The sequence below is a fragment of the Streptomyces sp. NPDC002520 genome, assembly GCF_053595235.1.
Genome location: NZ_JBSFXG010000004.1, coordinates 264,957 through 280,064, shown reverse-complemented (window position 1 = coordinate 280,064; position 15,108 = coordinate 264,957). Strand labels below are relative to the sequence as shown.

10 protein-coding genes are annotated in these 15,108 nt (G+C 72.1%); 3 read left to right on the top strand and 7 right to left on the bottom strand.

Going from position 1 to position 15,108, the window contains the following annotated elements; genetic code table 11:
• Nucleotides 1-62 precede the first annotated feature (62 nt).
• The 5 genes from ACWD5D_RS09405 to ACWD5D_RS09385 form a co-directional block, all read right to left on the bottom strand.
• A complete protein-coding gene (locus ACWD5D_RS09405) occupies nt 63-3,806 on the bottom strand; it encodes an ABC transporter ATP-binding protein (protein WP_451372190.1) in 3,744 nt (1,247 codons plus the stop codon).
• Between the two features lie 160 nt (nt 3,807-3,966).
• Nucleotides 3,967-4,860 (bottom strand): serine hydrolase, encoded by an 894-nt coding sequence (locus ACWD5D_RS09400; protein WP_451372316.1) that lies wholly within the window; start codon nt 4,858-4,860, stop codon nt 3,967-3,969.
• A gap of 326 nt (nt 4,861-5,186) precedes the next feature.
• On the bottom strand, nt 5,187-6,872 hold the full coding sequence (locus ACWD5D_RS09395; RefSeq protein WP_451372189.1) for a thiamine pyrophosphate-binding protein: 1,686 nt from the start codon (nt 6,870-6,872) through the stop codon (nt 5,187-5,189).
• Between the two features lie 40 nt (nt 6,873-6,912).
• Entirely contained in the window at nt 6,913-7,881 is a 969-nt protein-coding gene (gene speB / locus ACWD5D_RS09390; RefSeq protein ID WP_393879138.1) for an agmatinase, read from the bottom strand.
• A gap of 56 nt (nt 7,882-7,937) precedes the next feature.
• Nucleotides 7,938-9,407 (bottom strand): sodium:solute symporter, encoded by a 1,470-nt coding sequence (locus ACWD5D_RS09385; RefSeq protein WP_451372188.1) that lies wholly within the window; start codon nt 9,405-9,407, stop codon nt 7,938-7,940.
• A gap of 178 nt (nt 9,408-9,585) precedes the next feature.
• Between ACWD5D_RS09385 and ACWD5D_RS09380 the strand changes: the two genes are divergently transcribed.
• The 3 genes from ACWD5D_RS09380 to ACWD5D_RS09370 all read left to right on the top strand — a co-directional run bounded on the left by ACWD5D_RS09380 (nt 9,586) and on the right by ACWD5D_RS09370 (nt 12,498).
• Nucleotides 9,586-11,193: a helix-turn-helix domain-containing protein gene (locus tag ACWD5D_RS09380; protein ID WP_451372187.1), complete on the top strand. Its 1,608-nt coding sequence runs from the start codon at nt 9,586-9,588 to the stop codon at nt 11,191-11,193.
• Between the two features lie 66 nt (nt 11,194-11,259).
• Nucleotides 11,260-12,048 (top strand): phosphatase, encoded by a 789-nt coding sequence (locus tag ACWD5D_RS09375; protein ID WP_451372186.1) that lies wholly within the window; start codon nt 11,260-11,262, stop codon nt 12,046-12,048.
• Nucleotides 12,049-12,108: 60 nt separating this feature from the next.
• Complete coding sequence (locus ACWD5D_RS09370) at nt 12,109-12,498, top strand: hypothetical protein (RefSeq protein WP_451372185.1); 390 nt, start codon at nt 12,109-12,111, stop codon at nt 12,496-12,498.
• A gap of 386 nt (nt 12,499-12,884) precedes the next feature.
• On the opposite strand, the gene ACWD5D_RS09365 is transcribed toward ACWD5D_RS09370, so the two are convergent.
• Entirely contained in the window at nt 12,885-13,760 is an 876-nt protein-coding gene (locus ACWD5D_RS09365; RefSeq protein WP_451372184.1) for an acyl-CoA thioesterase, read from the bottom strand.
• Between the two features lie 31 nt (nt 13,761-13,791).
• Nucleotides 13,792-14,949, bottom strand: a complete 1,158-nt coding sequence (locus ACWD5D_RS09360) for an acyl-CoA dehydrogenase family protein (RefSeq protein WP_451372183.1) — start codon at nt 14,947-14,949, stop codon at nt 13,792-13,794.
• Nucleotides 14,950-15,108: the final 159 nt, after the last annotated feature.

Genomic DNA, 15,108 nt, shown 5'->3' with positions numbered 1-15,108 from the left:
ACGCGTGGGGAGGGGGGTCCCACGATCGGCCGTCCGGCCGGTCGGCGTCCGGCCGGACGCGCTCAGCGGGTCGCGCCCACCGGCTCCTCCGGCTCGGACTGGCCGACGAACGTCCGCCACAGTTCGGCGTACCGGCCGTCGAGGGCGAGGAGTTCGTCGTGGGTGCCGTCCTCGACGACCCGGCCGTGGTCCATCACCACGACCCGGTCCGCGCGGGCGGCCGTGGTGAGCCGGTGGGCGACCACCAGCGTCGTACGGCGGCCCGTCAGCCGGTCGGTGGCCTGATTGACCTGGGCCTCGGTGGCCAGATCCAGGGCGGCGGTGGCCTCGTCGAGCAGCAGGACGTCGGGGTCGACGAGTTCGGCGCGGGCGAGCGCGATCAGCTGGCGCTGGCCGGCCGAGAGGTTGCGGCCGCGCTCGGCGACCTCGTGGAGGTAGCCGCTGTCGAGCGTCGCGATCATCTCGTGCGCGCCGACCGCCCGCGCCGCCGCCTCCACCTCGGCGTCGGTGGCGTCCGGGCGGCCGTAGGCGATGGCGTCGCGGACCGTGCCCGGGAAGAGGTACGCCTCCTGCGGGACGACGCCGAGGCGGTGCCGGTACGACGTCAGGTCCAGGGTGCGCAGGTCCGCGCCGTCGGCCGTGACCCGGCCGCCTGTGGGGTCGTAGAACCGGGCCACCAGCTTGACCAGGGTCGACTTGCCCGCGCCGGTCTCGCCGACGAAGGCGACCGTCTGCCCGGCCGGTATCCGCAGGTCGATGCCGGTCAGCGCCTCTTCGGCCGCGTCGCCGACGCCGTACGCGAAGTGCACGTCCTCGAAGGCGATGTCACCGCGCAGGGAGGTGACCTCGAGGGGTTCGTCGGCGGACCGGGTGGAGGTCGGCTCGCGCAGCAGCTCCTGGATGCGGCGCAGCGAGACGGTGGCCTGCTGGTAGCCGTCGAAGACCTGGGAGAGCTGCTGGACCGGGGCGAAGAACAGGTCGATGTAGAGGAGGTACGCCACCAGCGCACCCGTGGTCAGCGTGGCCGCCTCCACCCGGCCCGCGCCCGCGACGAGGACGGCGGCGGCCGCGACCGAGGACAGCAGCTGGACGAACGGGAAGTAGACGGATATCAGCCACTGACCGCGGATCCGGGCCGTGCGGTAGCTCGCGCTGCGCTCGGTGAACCGCCGCCTGCCGTCCCGTTCGCGCCGGAACGCCTGCACGATCCGCAGTCCGGAGACCGACTCCTGGAGGTCGGCGTTGACCACCGACACCCGCTCACGAGCGAGCTCGTAGGCCTTCACGCTCGCCCGGCGGAAGAAGAAGGTGGCGATGATCAGCGGGGGCAGCGTGGCGAAGACGACGAGGGCGAGCTGCACGTCGATCACGAGCAGGACGATCATGATGCCGAAGAACGTGACGACCGAGACGAAGGCCGTGACCAGGCCGGTCTGCAGGAAGGTGGACAACGCGTCGACGTCGGTCGTCATCCGCGTCATGATCCGGCCGGTCAGTTCGCGCTCGTAGTAGTCGAGGCCGAGCCGCTGGAGCTGGGCGAAGATCTTCAGCCGCAGCGCGTACAGCACGCGTTCGCCGGTCCGGCCGGTCATCCGGGTCTCGCCGGTCTGCGCGGCCCACTGCACGAGCACGGTGAGCAGGCCCAGCAGGGACGCGGCCCACACCGCGCCGAGCGCCGTCCTGGTGACGCCCTGGTCGATGCCGTGCCGGATCAGCACGGGCAGCAGCAGGCCCGCGCCCGCGTCGACGGCGACCAGCAGCAGGCTGAGGAGCAGGGGCGGGCCGAAGCCGCGCAGGAGGCGGCGCAGGCCGTACGAGTCCTCGGGACGGACCGCGCGGGCCTCGTCGATGTCGGGGGTGTCGCCGGCCGGGGGCAGCGCCTCCACCTGGGCGAGGAGCTCGGGCGTCGCCGGGGTGCCGGACAGCGCCGGATCCCTGGGCTCGCGGTCGCCGGTCCACAGCCGCGGGGTCACCCCGCGCTCCGCGTCGAACTCGGCGTCCAGCTCCTCGCGGACGGAGCTCTCCGCGTCCTGCGGCTCGTCCGGCAGGGCGTGGCCCGGGGAGACCCCGCCCAGCTCGTCCGGGTCGGTGAGCAGCCTGCGGTACAGCGGCGAGCGTTCCTGGAGCTCCTCGTCGGTGCCGATGTCGGCGAGCCGGCCGCCGTCCAGGACGGCGATGCGGTCGGCGAGGTTGAGGGTGGAGCGGCGGTGCGCGATCAGGAGGGTCGTACGGCCCTCCATGACGTGCCCCAGGGCCTCGTGGATCTCGTGCTCCACGCGGGCGTCCACGGCCGAGGTCGCGTCGTCCAGGACCAGCAGGCGCGGGTCGGTGAGCAGGGCGCGGGCCAGCGCGATGCGCTGGCGCTGGCCGCCGGAGAGGGTCAGGCCGTGCTCGCCGACCTTGGTGTCGTAGCCCTCGGGCAGCTCGGCGATGAAACGGTCCGCCTGGGCGGCGCGGGCGGCGGCCTCGATCTCGTCCTGGGTGGCGTCCGGTCGGCCGTAGGCGACGTTGGCGCGGACGGTGTCCGAGAAGAGGAACGAGTCCTCGGGGACCAGTCCGATCGCGGCCCGCAGCGAGTCCAGGGTCAGCTCGCGCACGTCGTGGCCGCCGACCAGGACGGCGCCGTGGGTGACGTCGTAGAAGCGGGGCAGGAGGAGGGAGAGGGTGGACTTGCCGGAGCCGGAGGACCCGACGACGGCGAGGGTCTCGCCGGGGCGGATCTCGAAGCTGAGCCCTTCGAGGACCGGGCGGGCCGGGCCGGAGCCGTTCTCGTACCCGAAGGACACGTCGTCGAACTCGACGGTCGCGGGCGCGTCGGCGGGGAGGGTCCTGGTGCCCTCCTGGAGGGTCGGCTCGGTGTCGATCAGCTCCAGGACGCGCTCGGTGCTCGCGCGGGCCTGCTGGGCGACCGTGAGGACCACGGCGAGCATGCGGACGGGGCCGACCAGCTGGGCGAGGTAGGTGGAGAAGGCGACGAAGGTGCCGAGGGTGATGTGCCCGCGCACGGCCAGCCAGCCGCCGAGCGCCAGCATGGCGACCTGGCCGACGGCGGGGACGGCCTGCAGGGCCGGGGTGTACCTGCTGTTCAGGCGTATCGTCCGCAGCCGTCCCGCGAACAGCTTGCGGCCGACGCCCCGGAGCTTCCCGGTCTCCTGCTCCTCCTGCCCGAAGCCCTTGACCACGCGTACGCCGCTGACCGCTCCGTCGACCACGCCGGCGACGGCGGCGGCCTGGGCCTGCGCGTACCAGGTGGCGGGGTGGAGCTTGGAGCGGCTGCGCTTGGCGATCCACCACAGCGCGGGGGCGACGGCGAGGGCGACCGCGGTCAGCGGCAGCGACAGCCACGCCATGATCACCAGGGACATCAGGAAGAGCAGCAGGTTCCCGATGGTCATCGGGAGCATGAAGAGCAGACCCTGGATCAGCTGGAGGTCGCTGGTGGCACGGCCGACCACCTGCCCGGTGGACAGCTCGTCCTGACGGCGGCCGTCCAGGCGGGTGATCGTGCCGTACATCTCGGTCCGCAGGTCGTGCTGGACGTCGAGGGCGAGCCGGCCGCCGTAGTAGCGGCGGACGTAGGTGAACGCGTAGACGAGGACGGCGGCGCCTATGAGGGCGCCGGCCCAGGTGGCCATGGAGCGGGTGCGGTCGCTGATGACGTCGTCGATGATCACCTTGGTGATCAGCGGGACGAACGCCAGCACGGCCATGGCGGCCAGGGAGGAGCCGAGCGCGAGTACGACGTCCCTCGGATACCGCCAGGCGTAGCCCGCCAGCCGTCGTGCCCATCCCCGTTGCGGTGCCACGCGGGTGCCTTCCTGTCGACCTGCTCTACCGCAAGGCACAAACGCCGGGAGGGGCGGATTTCATCCCCCCGCAACAAACCGGGTGACAGGGCGTGCGACAGACCACGTGACGAACAGGGGGCGAGGCGGGCACGCTCTCGCCCCCTGGTCCCCGGCTCTCTCAGCCCTTCGGCGGCACCGGGACGGTCGCCTCACGGGGCGTTTCGGTCGGGACGTAGAGAGCGGTGGCGGAGGTCGTGGGCACCAGGTCCTTGTGGATGACCTTGGCGACGTTCTGGATGGTGGTCACGCCGTAGCTCATGGTGCTGTTGTCCTGCGTGAGCACGCTGATCATGTAGTCGTGGCCGGCTCCGTTGAAGGTGCCCAGGCTGTGCACGCGCCAGCCGTGCGTGGAGCGCTGCAGCCAGCCGTTCTTCACGTGCACGGAGACGGTGGACGGCGCGCCGGCCGGGGTGCCCCAGCGCTGCGAGCTGATGACCTGGCCCATCAGCTTCAGGATGTAGGCGCGGGAGTTGTCGCTCAGGACGCTGTTCTTGGCGGTGACGAGCTTGAGCAGCTTCTGCTCGTCGGTGACGTTCTCCTGGGTGAGACCCCAGTAGCCGTTCGCGCCGGGGACGGTGTTCGTCATCCCGGCGGCGGACAGGAAGCCCTTGATCTTCGTCAGGCCCAGCTGCCTCCAGAGGGTGCTGGTGGCATCGTTGTCCGACTTGGTGATCATCGCCTTGGCGAGCGTGGCCTCCCGGTCGGTCAGGTACCGGTTGTGCTTCTTGGCGTCCCACAGCAGCGTGGCGAGGACGGTGACCTTGACGGTGCTGGCCGAGTCGTAGGAACTGGTGGCACGCAGGGTGCAGGTGGTGCTGGTCGACCGGTCGTACAGGCCGAGGGCGACGCTGCCCCTGCGGGTGGCGAGCGCCGCGGTGATGTCCTTCTGCAGCTTGGTCGCGAGGCCCGCCTTGGCGGACGTGCAGCTCACGGCGGGCGTCGCCGCGGCGGCCGGGGTGGCGGCGGTGACGGCCGGCATGAGCACCGCGGCGCCGAGGGCGGCCGCGAGCATGCCGGCGCGACTGGATGTACGGGGAGTCATACCGGTGTTGACTCCCCGGTCTGTCCGAAAGTTGTACACCTGTTCCCGAGGTTGGGTTCGAGAGGGTGAACCGGGACAGACATCGGCTCACGCCTGAAGTGCCCGAAGCGGGGGAAAGCAGATAAGGCAGATAGAGCAGATACCCGCGGCCGGGGCGGCTGTTCGCGGCGCCGGCGGTGCCGGCGGTGCTGCGTCCTCTCGGGTCCTCTCGCGTCGTCCGCGCTACCGCGCCGACGGTGCCCTGTCCGCCTTCCGGAGCAGGGCAACCCCCGTCCCCGTCCCCCGTCCCCTGTCCCCTAGCTCAGGTGCGTCGGCGCGAACATCCGCAGCAGGGCCGGGAGGACGACCACCGACGGGCCCGGGGTCGCCAGCGCCTTCGCCAGGTCCGCCTCCAGGGTCTCGGGGGTCGTGCGGGTCCCGGGGACGCCGAAGGACTCGGCGAGGGCCGCGTAGTCCGGGCGGGCCAGTTCGGTGGCCGTCGCCTGGCCGAAGGCGTCCGTCATGTACTCGCGCAGGATGCCGTAGCCGCCGTCGTCGACGATCAGCCAGGTGACGGGCAGGTCGTACTGCTTGGCCGTGGCCAGTTCCGCGATCGAGTACAGGGCGCCGCCGTCGCCGGACACCGCCAGGACCGGGCGGGTCGGGTCGGCCGCCGCCGCGCCGAGGGCCGCCGGGAAGCCGTAGCCGAGGCCGCCCGCGCCCTGGGCGGAGTGCATGGTGTTGGTGCCCCGGGGGTCGAAGGCCGACCAGGCCCAGTACGCCAGGATCGTCATGTCCCAGAAGGACGGGGAGCCGGCGGGCAGGGCGCGCCGGACGGACGCCAGCACGTCCTGTTCCAGGGTGAGCTCCTGGGCGGCGATGCGGGTCCCGACCTTCGCCAGGAGCTCCCGCACCCGCTGCGGCGCCGACGCGTCCGTGCGCTCCTCCACCGTCTCCAGCAGGGCCTGGAGGGCGAGGCGTGCGTCCGCGTGGATGCCGAGGGCGGGGTGGTTGGACTCCAGCTTGCCGAGGTCGGCCTCGATCTGGACGACCCGGCCGCGGGGCTTGAACGTGTGGTAGTTCGAGGAGAGTTCACCGAGGCCGGAGCCGACGACCAGGAGGACGTCCGCGTCCTGGAGGAACTCCGTCGTGTGCTGGTCCTCCAGCCAGGACTGGAGCGAGAGCGGGTGTTCCCAGGGGAAGGCGCCCTTGCCGCCGAAGGTCGTCACCACGGGGGCGTCGAGCTTCTCGGCCAGTGCCAGCAGCTTTCCGGCGGCGTCGGAGCGGACGACACCGCCGCCCGCGATGATCGCCGGACGGTCGGCCTTGGACAGCAGGTCGGCCGCGACCGCGGTCAGTTCGGGGCGCGGGAGAAGGTGCTCCGGGGTCGCGTCCACCGCCGTCACTATCGGCAGGGCGGTCTCGGCGAGCAGCACGTCCTGCGGGATCTCCACCCACACCGGGCCGTGCGGAGCGGTCAGCGCGGACTTCCAGGCCGCCGCGAGGGCGGAGGGGATCTGGGACTGGGTGCGGACGGTGTGGACCGACTTCACCACACCCCTGAACGAGGCCGCCTGGTCCGGGAGTTCGTGCAGATAGCCGTGGCGGCCACCGCCCAGGCCGGCGGTCGGGATCTGGCTGCTGATCGCCAGCACGGGAGCCGAGGCCGACGCCGCCTCCTGGAGCGCGGCCAGGGACGTGAGGGCTCCCGGGCCCGTCGAGAGCAGCAGCGGGGCCGCCTCACCGGTGATCCGGCCGTACGCGTCCGCCGCGAAGCCCGCGTTGTTCTCCACCCGCAGGCCCACGTAGCGCAGCGAGGAGCGGCGCAGGGCGTCGAACATGCCGAGGGCGTGCTGGCCGGGCAGACCGAACACGGTGGTCGCGCCCAGCCCGGCCAGGGTCTCCACGACCATGTCTCCGCCGTTGCGGCCGGAGGGCGGGTTCAGCGCGGCCTCCGTCTGCGCGGGCGTCGGGCGGAGTACCAGGTCGTGGTCGTGAGTCACTGCTCTCGGTCCCCTAGGGAGAGTCGGGCGTCGGGGTGGGTCAGGCGTTACGCGCGGCCGCGATCTGGCGGCTCATGATGGTGGTCAGTTCGTACGCCGTGTGGGAGGCCGCCACCGAGGTGATCTCCGCGTGGTCGTACGCGGGAGCGACCTCGACGACGTCCGCCGAGACCAGGTTGCAGGAGGCCAGGCCGCGCAGGATCTCCAGCAGCTCGCGGGAGGTCATGCCGCCCGCCTCCGGGGTGCCGGTGCCGGGCGCGTGGGCCGGGTCGAGGCAGTCGATGTCGATGGAGATGTACAGCGGGCGGTCGCCGATGCGCTGGCGCAGCTGGTCGGCGACCTCGTCGGCGCCGCGGCGGTAGACGTCCGCGGAGGTGACGATGCCGAAGCCCATCTTCTCGTCGTCGGTGAGGTCCTGCTTGCCGTACAGCGGGCCGCGGGTACCGACGTGGGAGAGCGCCTCGGTGTCGAGGATGCCCTCCTCCACGGCGCGGCGGAACGGGGTGCCGTGGGTGTACTCGGCACCGAAGTAGGTGTCCCAGGTGTCCAGATGGGCGTCGAAGTGGAGCAGGGCGACGGGGCCGTGCTTCTTCGCGACCGAGCGCAGCAGCGGGAGCGCGATGGTGTGGTCGCCGCCCAGGGTCATCAGGCGGGCACCCGTGCCGAGCAGCTCGTCGGCGGCCGCCTCGATGGTCTCCACGGCCTCGTTGATGTTGAACGGGTTCACGGCGATGTCGCCGCCGTCCGCGACCTGGGCGAGCGCGAAGGGGGAGGCGTCCTGTGCCGGGTTGTAGGGGCGCAGCAGCCGGGACGCCTCGCGGATGGCGTTGCCGCCGAAGCGGGCGCCCGGCCGGTACGAGACGCCCGAGTCGAACGGCACACCGACGACGGCGACGTCGGTGGTGCCGACCTCGTCGAGGCGGGGCAGCCGGGCGAAGGTCGCGGGGCCGGCGTACCGCGGGACGCGGGAGGAGTCGACGGGGCCGCGGGGCGTCTCGTTGCCGCTCATGCTGATATGCCTTCTTTCTTACGCTCTGTCGCGTACGTACTGCTTATCTCTCGACTCTACTGGTGAGCCGGGACCGCTTCGGACACGAGTTCGGGGGACCGACCCGCCAGCCGCTCGCGCCAGTTGGCGAGGACGGCGGCGTCGGTGGGCCTGGTCGCCAGGGAGACGACCACGTAGGCGGCGAGGGAGGCGAGCAGGCCGTAGTAGACGGGCTCGTTGGCGAGGATGCCGAAGGCCGCCATCAGGCCGATCACGGCGAGGCCGCCGACGATCACGGAGGCCAGCGCGCCCTGCACGGTGCCGCGCTTCCACAGCAGACCGCCGAGGATCGGGACGAGCAGGCCGCCGACGAGGAGGTTGTAGGCGACGGTCAGGGCCTCGACGACGTTGTTCAGCGCGATCGCGGTGACGATCACCGCGACACCCATCACGAGGATGAAGGCGCGGTTGCCCTTGACCTCGTCGTGCTCCTCGCCCTCTCGGCCCTCTCGGCGCACCGCGCCCCGCAGCCGGGACCAGATGTCGTTGTTGGCGACGGTGGCGCAGGCGATCAGGGCGCCGGAGGAGGTCGACATCACGGCGGCGAGGGCGGCGGCCAGCACAAGTCCGCGGACGCCGATGGGCAGTTCGTCCTTGACGATGGTGGCGAACGCGTCGTCGGCGCTGCCCAGGTTCGGGTAGAGCACCTTGGCCGCCGTGCCGATGACGGCGCCGGCGAGGGCGTACACCAGGCAGTAGGTGCCGGCGACGGTACCGCCGTGCCGGGCGACCTTGTCGCTGCGCGCGGTGAACACACGCTGCCAGATGTCCTGGCCGATGAGCATGCCGAAGGTGTAGATCAGCACGTAGGTGAAGATCGTCTCGCCGCCGATGCCCAGCGGGTCGAAGTACGAGGTCGGCAGCTTGGCCTTCATGCCGGAGAAGCCGCCCGCCTTGACCACGGCGATGGGCAGGAGCAGCAGGAGCACGCCGATCGTCTTGACGACGAACTGCACCATGTCGGTGAGCGTGATGGACCACATGCCGCCGAGCGTGGAGTACGCGACGACGATCGAGCCGCCGAGGATGATCGCGATCGTGCGGTTCATGTCGAACAGGACGTCGAAGATCGTGGCGTAGGCGATGGTCGAGGTGACCGCGAGCATGAGGGTGTACGCCCACATGACCACGCCGGAGATGACGCCCGACTTGCCGCCGTAGCGCAGGTCCAGCATCTCGGAGACGGTGTAGACCTTCAGGCGCGCGATCCGGGCCGAGAAGAAGATCGACAGGGCGAGGATGCCGAGGCCGATGGTGAAGACCATCCAGGCGCCGGAGAGGCCGTACTTGTAGCCGAGGCCGACACCGCCGATGGTGGACGCGCCACCGAGGACGATCGCGGCCATCGTGCCGGAGTACATGGCGGGACCGAGGCGGCGGCCTGCCACCAGGAACTCGCTCTTGGACTTGGCGCGGCGCATGCCCCACCAGCCCATGGCCAGCATCCCGACGAGATACAGGACGATCACGGTGTAGTCGACGGCCATGTGGGGCCCTCCTTCGCGCACGGGTCGGTGGCGTGTCGTGCAGGTGAATGGGGAGTGGGGACGTCGGCAGCGGATCGCGGGGACATCCGCCCGTACCCGCGGCTGCCGGACTCACTTGACATTAGGTGGCCGGAAAGCGACTGCGAAGTGTACGTTCCATCCATATGGACGGGGCGGAATGGAGGGAGTGCACACCATGTCGGATTCGATCACCCCAGCCGTCCCACCGACCCCACCCGTACCGCTGTCGGCGCTGCTGGCCCGTGAGGACCTGGCGCTGCGGCAGATCGCGGGGCCCTCGGATCCGGACATCGTGATCCACTGGGCGCACACCACGGAGATGTCCGACCCCTACCCGTACCTGCTGGGCGGCGAGCTGCTGCTGACCGCCGGGGTGCACGTGCCGGGGGCGGCGGGAGGGGCCGAAGGCACGGGCCGGACAGGCAGGCTCAAGGGCCTGGGCAAGTACTTCGACGACTACGTCTCCCGGATCGTGGCCGCCGGCGGCGCCGCCCTCGGCTTCGGCCTGGCCCCCCTGCACGACACGGTCCCGCCCGCGCTGGTCGCCGCCTGCGAGGCGCACGCCCTCCCCCTCCTGGAGGTCCCGCCCCAGACGACGTTCTCCGGCGTGGCCCGCGCTGTCTGGCAGTTGATGGCCCAGGCCCGCCTGGCCGAACTGCGCCGGGTCACGGAGGCCCAGCAGAGCCTGGCCTCCGCCGCCTCCCGCCCCGACCCGGTCCCCTCGGTGGTGCGCCAGCTCGCCCAGCGCCTGGGCGGCCGCGCGGTCCTCTACGGCCCCGACGGCACCGAGATCGCGGCGGCGGGCCGACAGACGCCGGAGGCGGTCCGGCGGGCGCTGGCGGGACTCGCCGCCGTGGTACGGCCGGCGGGACGCACGGCCCAGGGCACGGACCGGGACCCGGAGGACGGCCCCCAGGCCGCCTCCCGCCCCACCCCCACGTCCGCCACCGACACCCACGGCGACACCCACCTCGCCGCCTACGCCCTCGGCGCCGGCGAGGGCTTCGTCCTCGGGGTGGCGACGGCGCAGCGCGAGCCCGGCGACCACACCATCGCCTCCGTCGCCTCCGTCCTGCTCTCGCTGCTCACCGGTGAGCACCAGAGCGGGACCGGTGCGAACCGATCCTCCGCGCTGGTGAGGCTGTTGCTCGGCGCGGCACCCGAGGAGGTCGCGCCGCTGCTGGGCGGGGGGCCGGCCGAAGTCGGCGAGGAGGGACGGTGGTTCGTCGTGCACGCGCGGCCCGAAGGCCACGCCCCGGACGCGGTGGCCGCGTCCGCGCTGGGCGCGGCGCTCGGGTCACCGCTGGTCGACCTCGACCGTGACGTCGTACGGGTGCTGGTGCCGGCCGGGCGGGAGCCCGCGGCGCAGCCCGGCTGGACGCTCGGGGTCAGCGCGCCCACCGGCCCGCGGGAGTGGCCGTCCGCGGACGCGCAGGCGGCGCGTGCGCTGACCCGCGCGCGGGCCACCCGCACCGCGCTGGTCCGGCGCGGCGCCCGGCCGGGCCTCGACGACCTGGTGCCCCGGGCGGACGCGGAGGCGCACGCGCGCGCGTTGCTCGCGCCGCTCGCGGCCGGTCCCGCGCTCGCCGACACCCTGCGCACCTGGCTTTCGCTGCACGGCAGTTGGGACCGTACGGCGGTGGCGCTCGGCGTGCACCGCAATACCGTGCGGCAGCGGATCGCGCGGTGCGCGGCCCTGCTGGACGCCGATCTGGACGACCCCGACGTACGCATGGAGCTGTGGTTCGCCCTGCGCGGACGGTGAGTGAGCCGTGTCCCAGCGTGCGATATGCCGAGGACGCGCACGGCACGCTGCCTCACAATGGGAGCCATGCCGATACCCGGGACACCCAGCCGCGCCCAGCTCGTCGACCACCTGGTGAGGACCCGTATCGCGGGGGACGTCGCCACGCCCCGCGAGAACAACCTCTCCCACTACCGCAAGCTGGCCAACGGCGACCGCCACTACTGGTTCGGTCTGGAGCTGGGCGAGCGCTGGGCGGACGAGCAGGACGTGCTCGCGGTCATGGCCGAGCGGGTGGGTGTCGACGACGATCCCGAGTACCGCTACGGGCAGGACACCATCGACCCCCAGCTGACCGTGGACGCGCTGGAGCGGCTCGCCACGAGGCTGCGCAAGGCGGCGGACGCCCAGCAGCGGGTGCTGTTCGCGACCGGTCACCCGGGCGGCCTGCTGGACGTGCACCGGGCCACGGCCGCCGCGTTGCGCGCCGCCGGCTGCGAGATCGTCGTCATCCCGGACGGACTGCAGACGGACGAGGGATACGTCATGCAGTTCGCGGACGTCGCCGTCCTCGAGCACGGGGCGACGCTGTGGCACACCCACTCCGGGGAGCCGATGCGGGCCGTCCTCACGGGACTTGAGCGCGAGGGGCGCCCGCTGCCGGATCTGGTGGTGGCCGACCACGGCTGGGCCGGCTACGCCGCACAGCACGGCGTCGACTCCGTCGGGTACGCCGACTGCAACGACCCGGCGCTGTTCCTCGCCGAGTCCGAGGGCACCCTCCAGGTCGCGGTGCCGCTCGACGACCACGTCGCGAGCCCCCGCTGCTACGACCCGATGACGGCGTACCTGCTCGCGGAGGCGAACCTCGCCTGACCCGGCGACAAGTGAGTGTGCGGCCCCGCTGAGGGAGCCGCACACCGTACTCAGGTTGTGGTGCGATCAGCGGCCTCCGCCGCCGCCGCCACCGTGGCCGCCACCGCCGTGACCGCCACCGCCGTGGCCGCCGCCACCGTGGCCGCCGCCACCGTGACCGCCACCGCCGTGACCGCCGCCACCGTGACCGCCGCCACCGTGACCGCCACCGCCGTGACCGCCGCCACCGTGACCGCCACCGCCGTGGCCGCCGCCACCGCCGTGGCCGCCGCCACCGCCGTGGCCGCCGCCACCGCCGCCGCCACCGCCGTGGTCACCGTAGCTCGTGCTGTACGAGCCGTAGTTGTGGGACGGGGCCGCCGAAGCGGTGCCTGCTGCGCCGATCGCGGCGCCGCCGGCCAGGAGCACGCCACTGGCGGACAACGCGATAAGGCGCCTCGTGCGCTGTGATCGCATGGGATTACCTTCCATCTCCATCGTCTCTCGCGACTCCGGGAAGGGTGCGAGGTGGATGGCCGTCGCCGCGACCAAAGGTGGACGAATGCGGCGCGGTCTTGAGGTGCCACCGCAGTTCCTTGAGGGCACGACACCTGTCACCGACGCCTGCAGACCACCCGTTCGTTGTTGCGCCACCGGGTGCTGCGGCTGAGGTCCGGGCGTCCGGAACCTCGTCGGCCGGGCATTTCGTGCGCTGCGGCTTTCACTCATAGAGCCTAGTACCCCATGCGTCACTCGCAACTCCGCGCGACCACCCATGGGGGCGGCGGGGCGCGCACGAGGGCCGCCCCGACGGATCGGGGCGGCCCTCGTGCGCGTGTGTCCGGTCGGTCGCGCCCTCACCAGGGAACGCGGACCACGCCCTCCTGGATGACGGAGACGGCGAGCCGCCCGTCCTGGGTGTAGATGCGGGCCTGGCCCAGGCCCCGGCCGCCGTGCGCGGACGGCGACTCCTGGTCGTAGAGCAACCACTCGTCGGCGCGGAAGGGCCGGTGGAACCACATCGCGTGGTCCAGGGACGCCCCGACGACGTCCCCGACGGCCCAGCCGCCGCGCCCGTGCGCGAGCAGCACGGAGTCGAGGAGGGTCATGTCGGAGACGTAGGTGGCGAGGACGACGTGCAGCAGCGGTTCGTCGACGGCGCCGTCGAGCTTGCCGTTGGTGCGGAACCACACCTGGCTGTGCGGCTCGCGCGCCTCGCCGAACTGCCCGTACGGCGGCTCCTCCACGTACCGCAGGTCGATCGCCTCGCGGGCCTCCAGGATCTTCTCGACCACCATCGGGTCCAGGTGGCCGTAGCGGCGCAGTCGCTCCGGGGAGGTGGGCAGGGTCTCCGGATCCGGGGCGGGCGGCATGGGCGCCTGGTGTTCGAGACCCTCCTCGTCCGCCTGGAACGACGCCGAGAGATGGAAGATCGGCTTGCCGTGCTGGACGGCGACCACCCGGCGGGTGGTGAAGGACCGGCCGTCGCGGATGCGGTCGACCTCGTAGACGATGGGCGCGCCGGGGTCGCCCGGGCGCAGGAAGTACGCGTGCAGGGAGTGGGCGGGGCGGTCGGCGGGGGCCGTCCGGCCGGCGGCGACCATCGCCTGCGCGGCGACCTGCCCGCCGAAGACGCGGGGGACGACGGCGGAACGGGACTGGCCGCGGAAGATGTTCTCCTCGATCCGCTCGAGGTCGAGCAGATCGAGGAGATCCTGTAGTGCCTGGCTCATGGCGACAGTTGTACCGGCCGGCGAGGCCGGCTCACAGCCCCATGTCCTTGGCGATGATCGTCTTCATGATCTCGCTGGTGCCGCCGTAGATGCGGTTGACGCGGTTGTCCGCGTAGAGGCGGGCGATCGGGTACTCGTTCATGAAGCCGTAGCCGCCGTGCAGTTGGAGGCAGCGGTCGATGACGCGGTGGGCGACCTCGGTGCAGAACAGCTTGGCGGAGGCGGCCTCGGCGGGGGTCAGCTCACCGGCGTCGAGAGCCTCGGTCGCGCGGTCCGCGACGGCCTCGGCGGCGTCGACCTCGGCCTGGCAGGCGGCCAGTTCGAACTTCGTGTTCTGGAAGTGGGCGACCGGCTTGCCGAAGACGGTGCGCTGCTGGACGTACTCCTTGGCGAACCGGACGGCGGCCTTGGCCTGCGCGTAGGCACCGAAGGCTATGCCCCAGCGCTCGGAGGCCAGGTTGTGGCCGAGGTAGGAGAAGCCCTTGTTCTCCTCGCCGAGCAGGTCCTCGACCGGCACCTTGACGTCGACGAACGCCAACTCGGCGGTGTCGGAGGTGCGCAGGCCGAGCTTGTCCAGCTTGCGGCCGATGGAGTAGCCCTCGGCCTTGGTGTCCACGACGAAGAGGGAGATGCCGAAGCGGCGGTCGTCCTCGCGGGGCGCGGAGGTGCGGGCGCAGACGATCATGCGGTCGGCGTGCACGCCACCGGTGATGAAGGTCTTGGCGCCGTTGAGGACGTAGTGCGTGCCGTCCTCGGAGAGCTTGGCGGTGGTCTTCATGCCCGCGAGGTCCGAGCCGGTGCCCGGCTCGGTCATCGCGATGGCCCACATCTCCTCGCCGGTGACGAACTTCGGCAGGTAGCGCTTCTTCTGCTCATCGGTGGCGAGCAGCTTGACGTACGGCAGGCCGAGCAGCACGTGCACACCGGAGCCGCCGAAGGAGACGCCGGCGCGGGCGGTCTCCTCGTACAGGACGGCCTCGAACTTGTGGGTGTCCAGGCCGGCGCCGCCGTACTCCTCCGCCACGTTGATACCGAAGACGCCCAGCTCACCGAGCTTGTAGTAGAAGTCGCGCGGCGCCTGGCCGGCGGCGAACCACTCGTCGTAGACCGGGACGACCTCGGCCTCGATGAAGGCGCGGAGGGTCTCCCGGAACGCCTCGTGATCTTCGTTGAACAGCGTGCGGCGCATGGTTCCCTCCACGGACCTCGGGCGTGTCTAAGCGCTTGCTCAGATTCGAAGATACCGGCGAGTACGTGAGGCGTCCAGAGACGCACATCACTCCGGGGAGGGGGATGCGGGCGTCATGCCGACAGGACGGCGGGCGTCACGCCCCGTCCGGGACGGCGG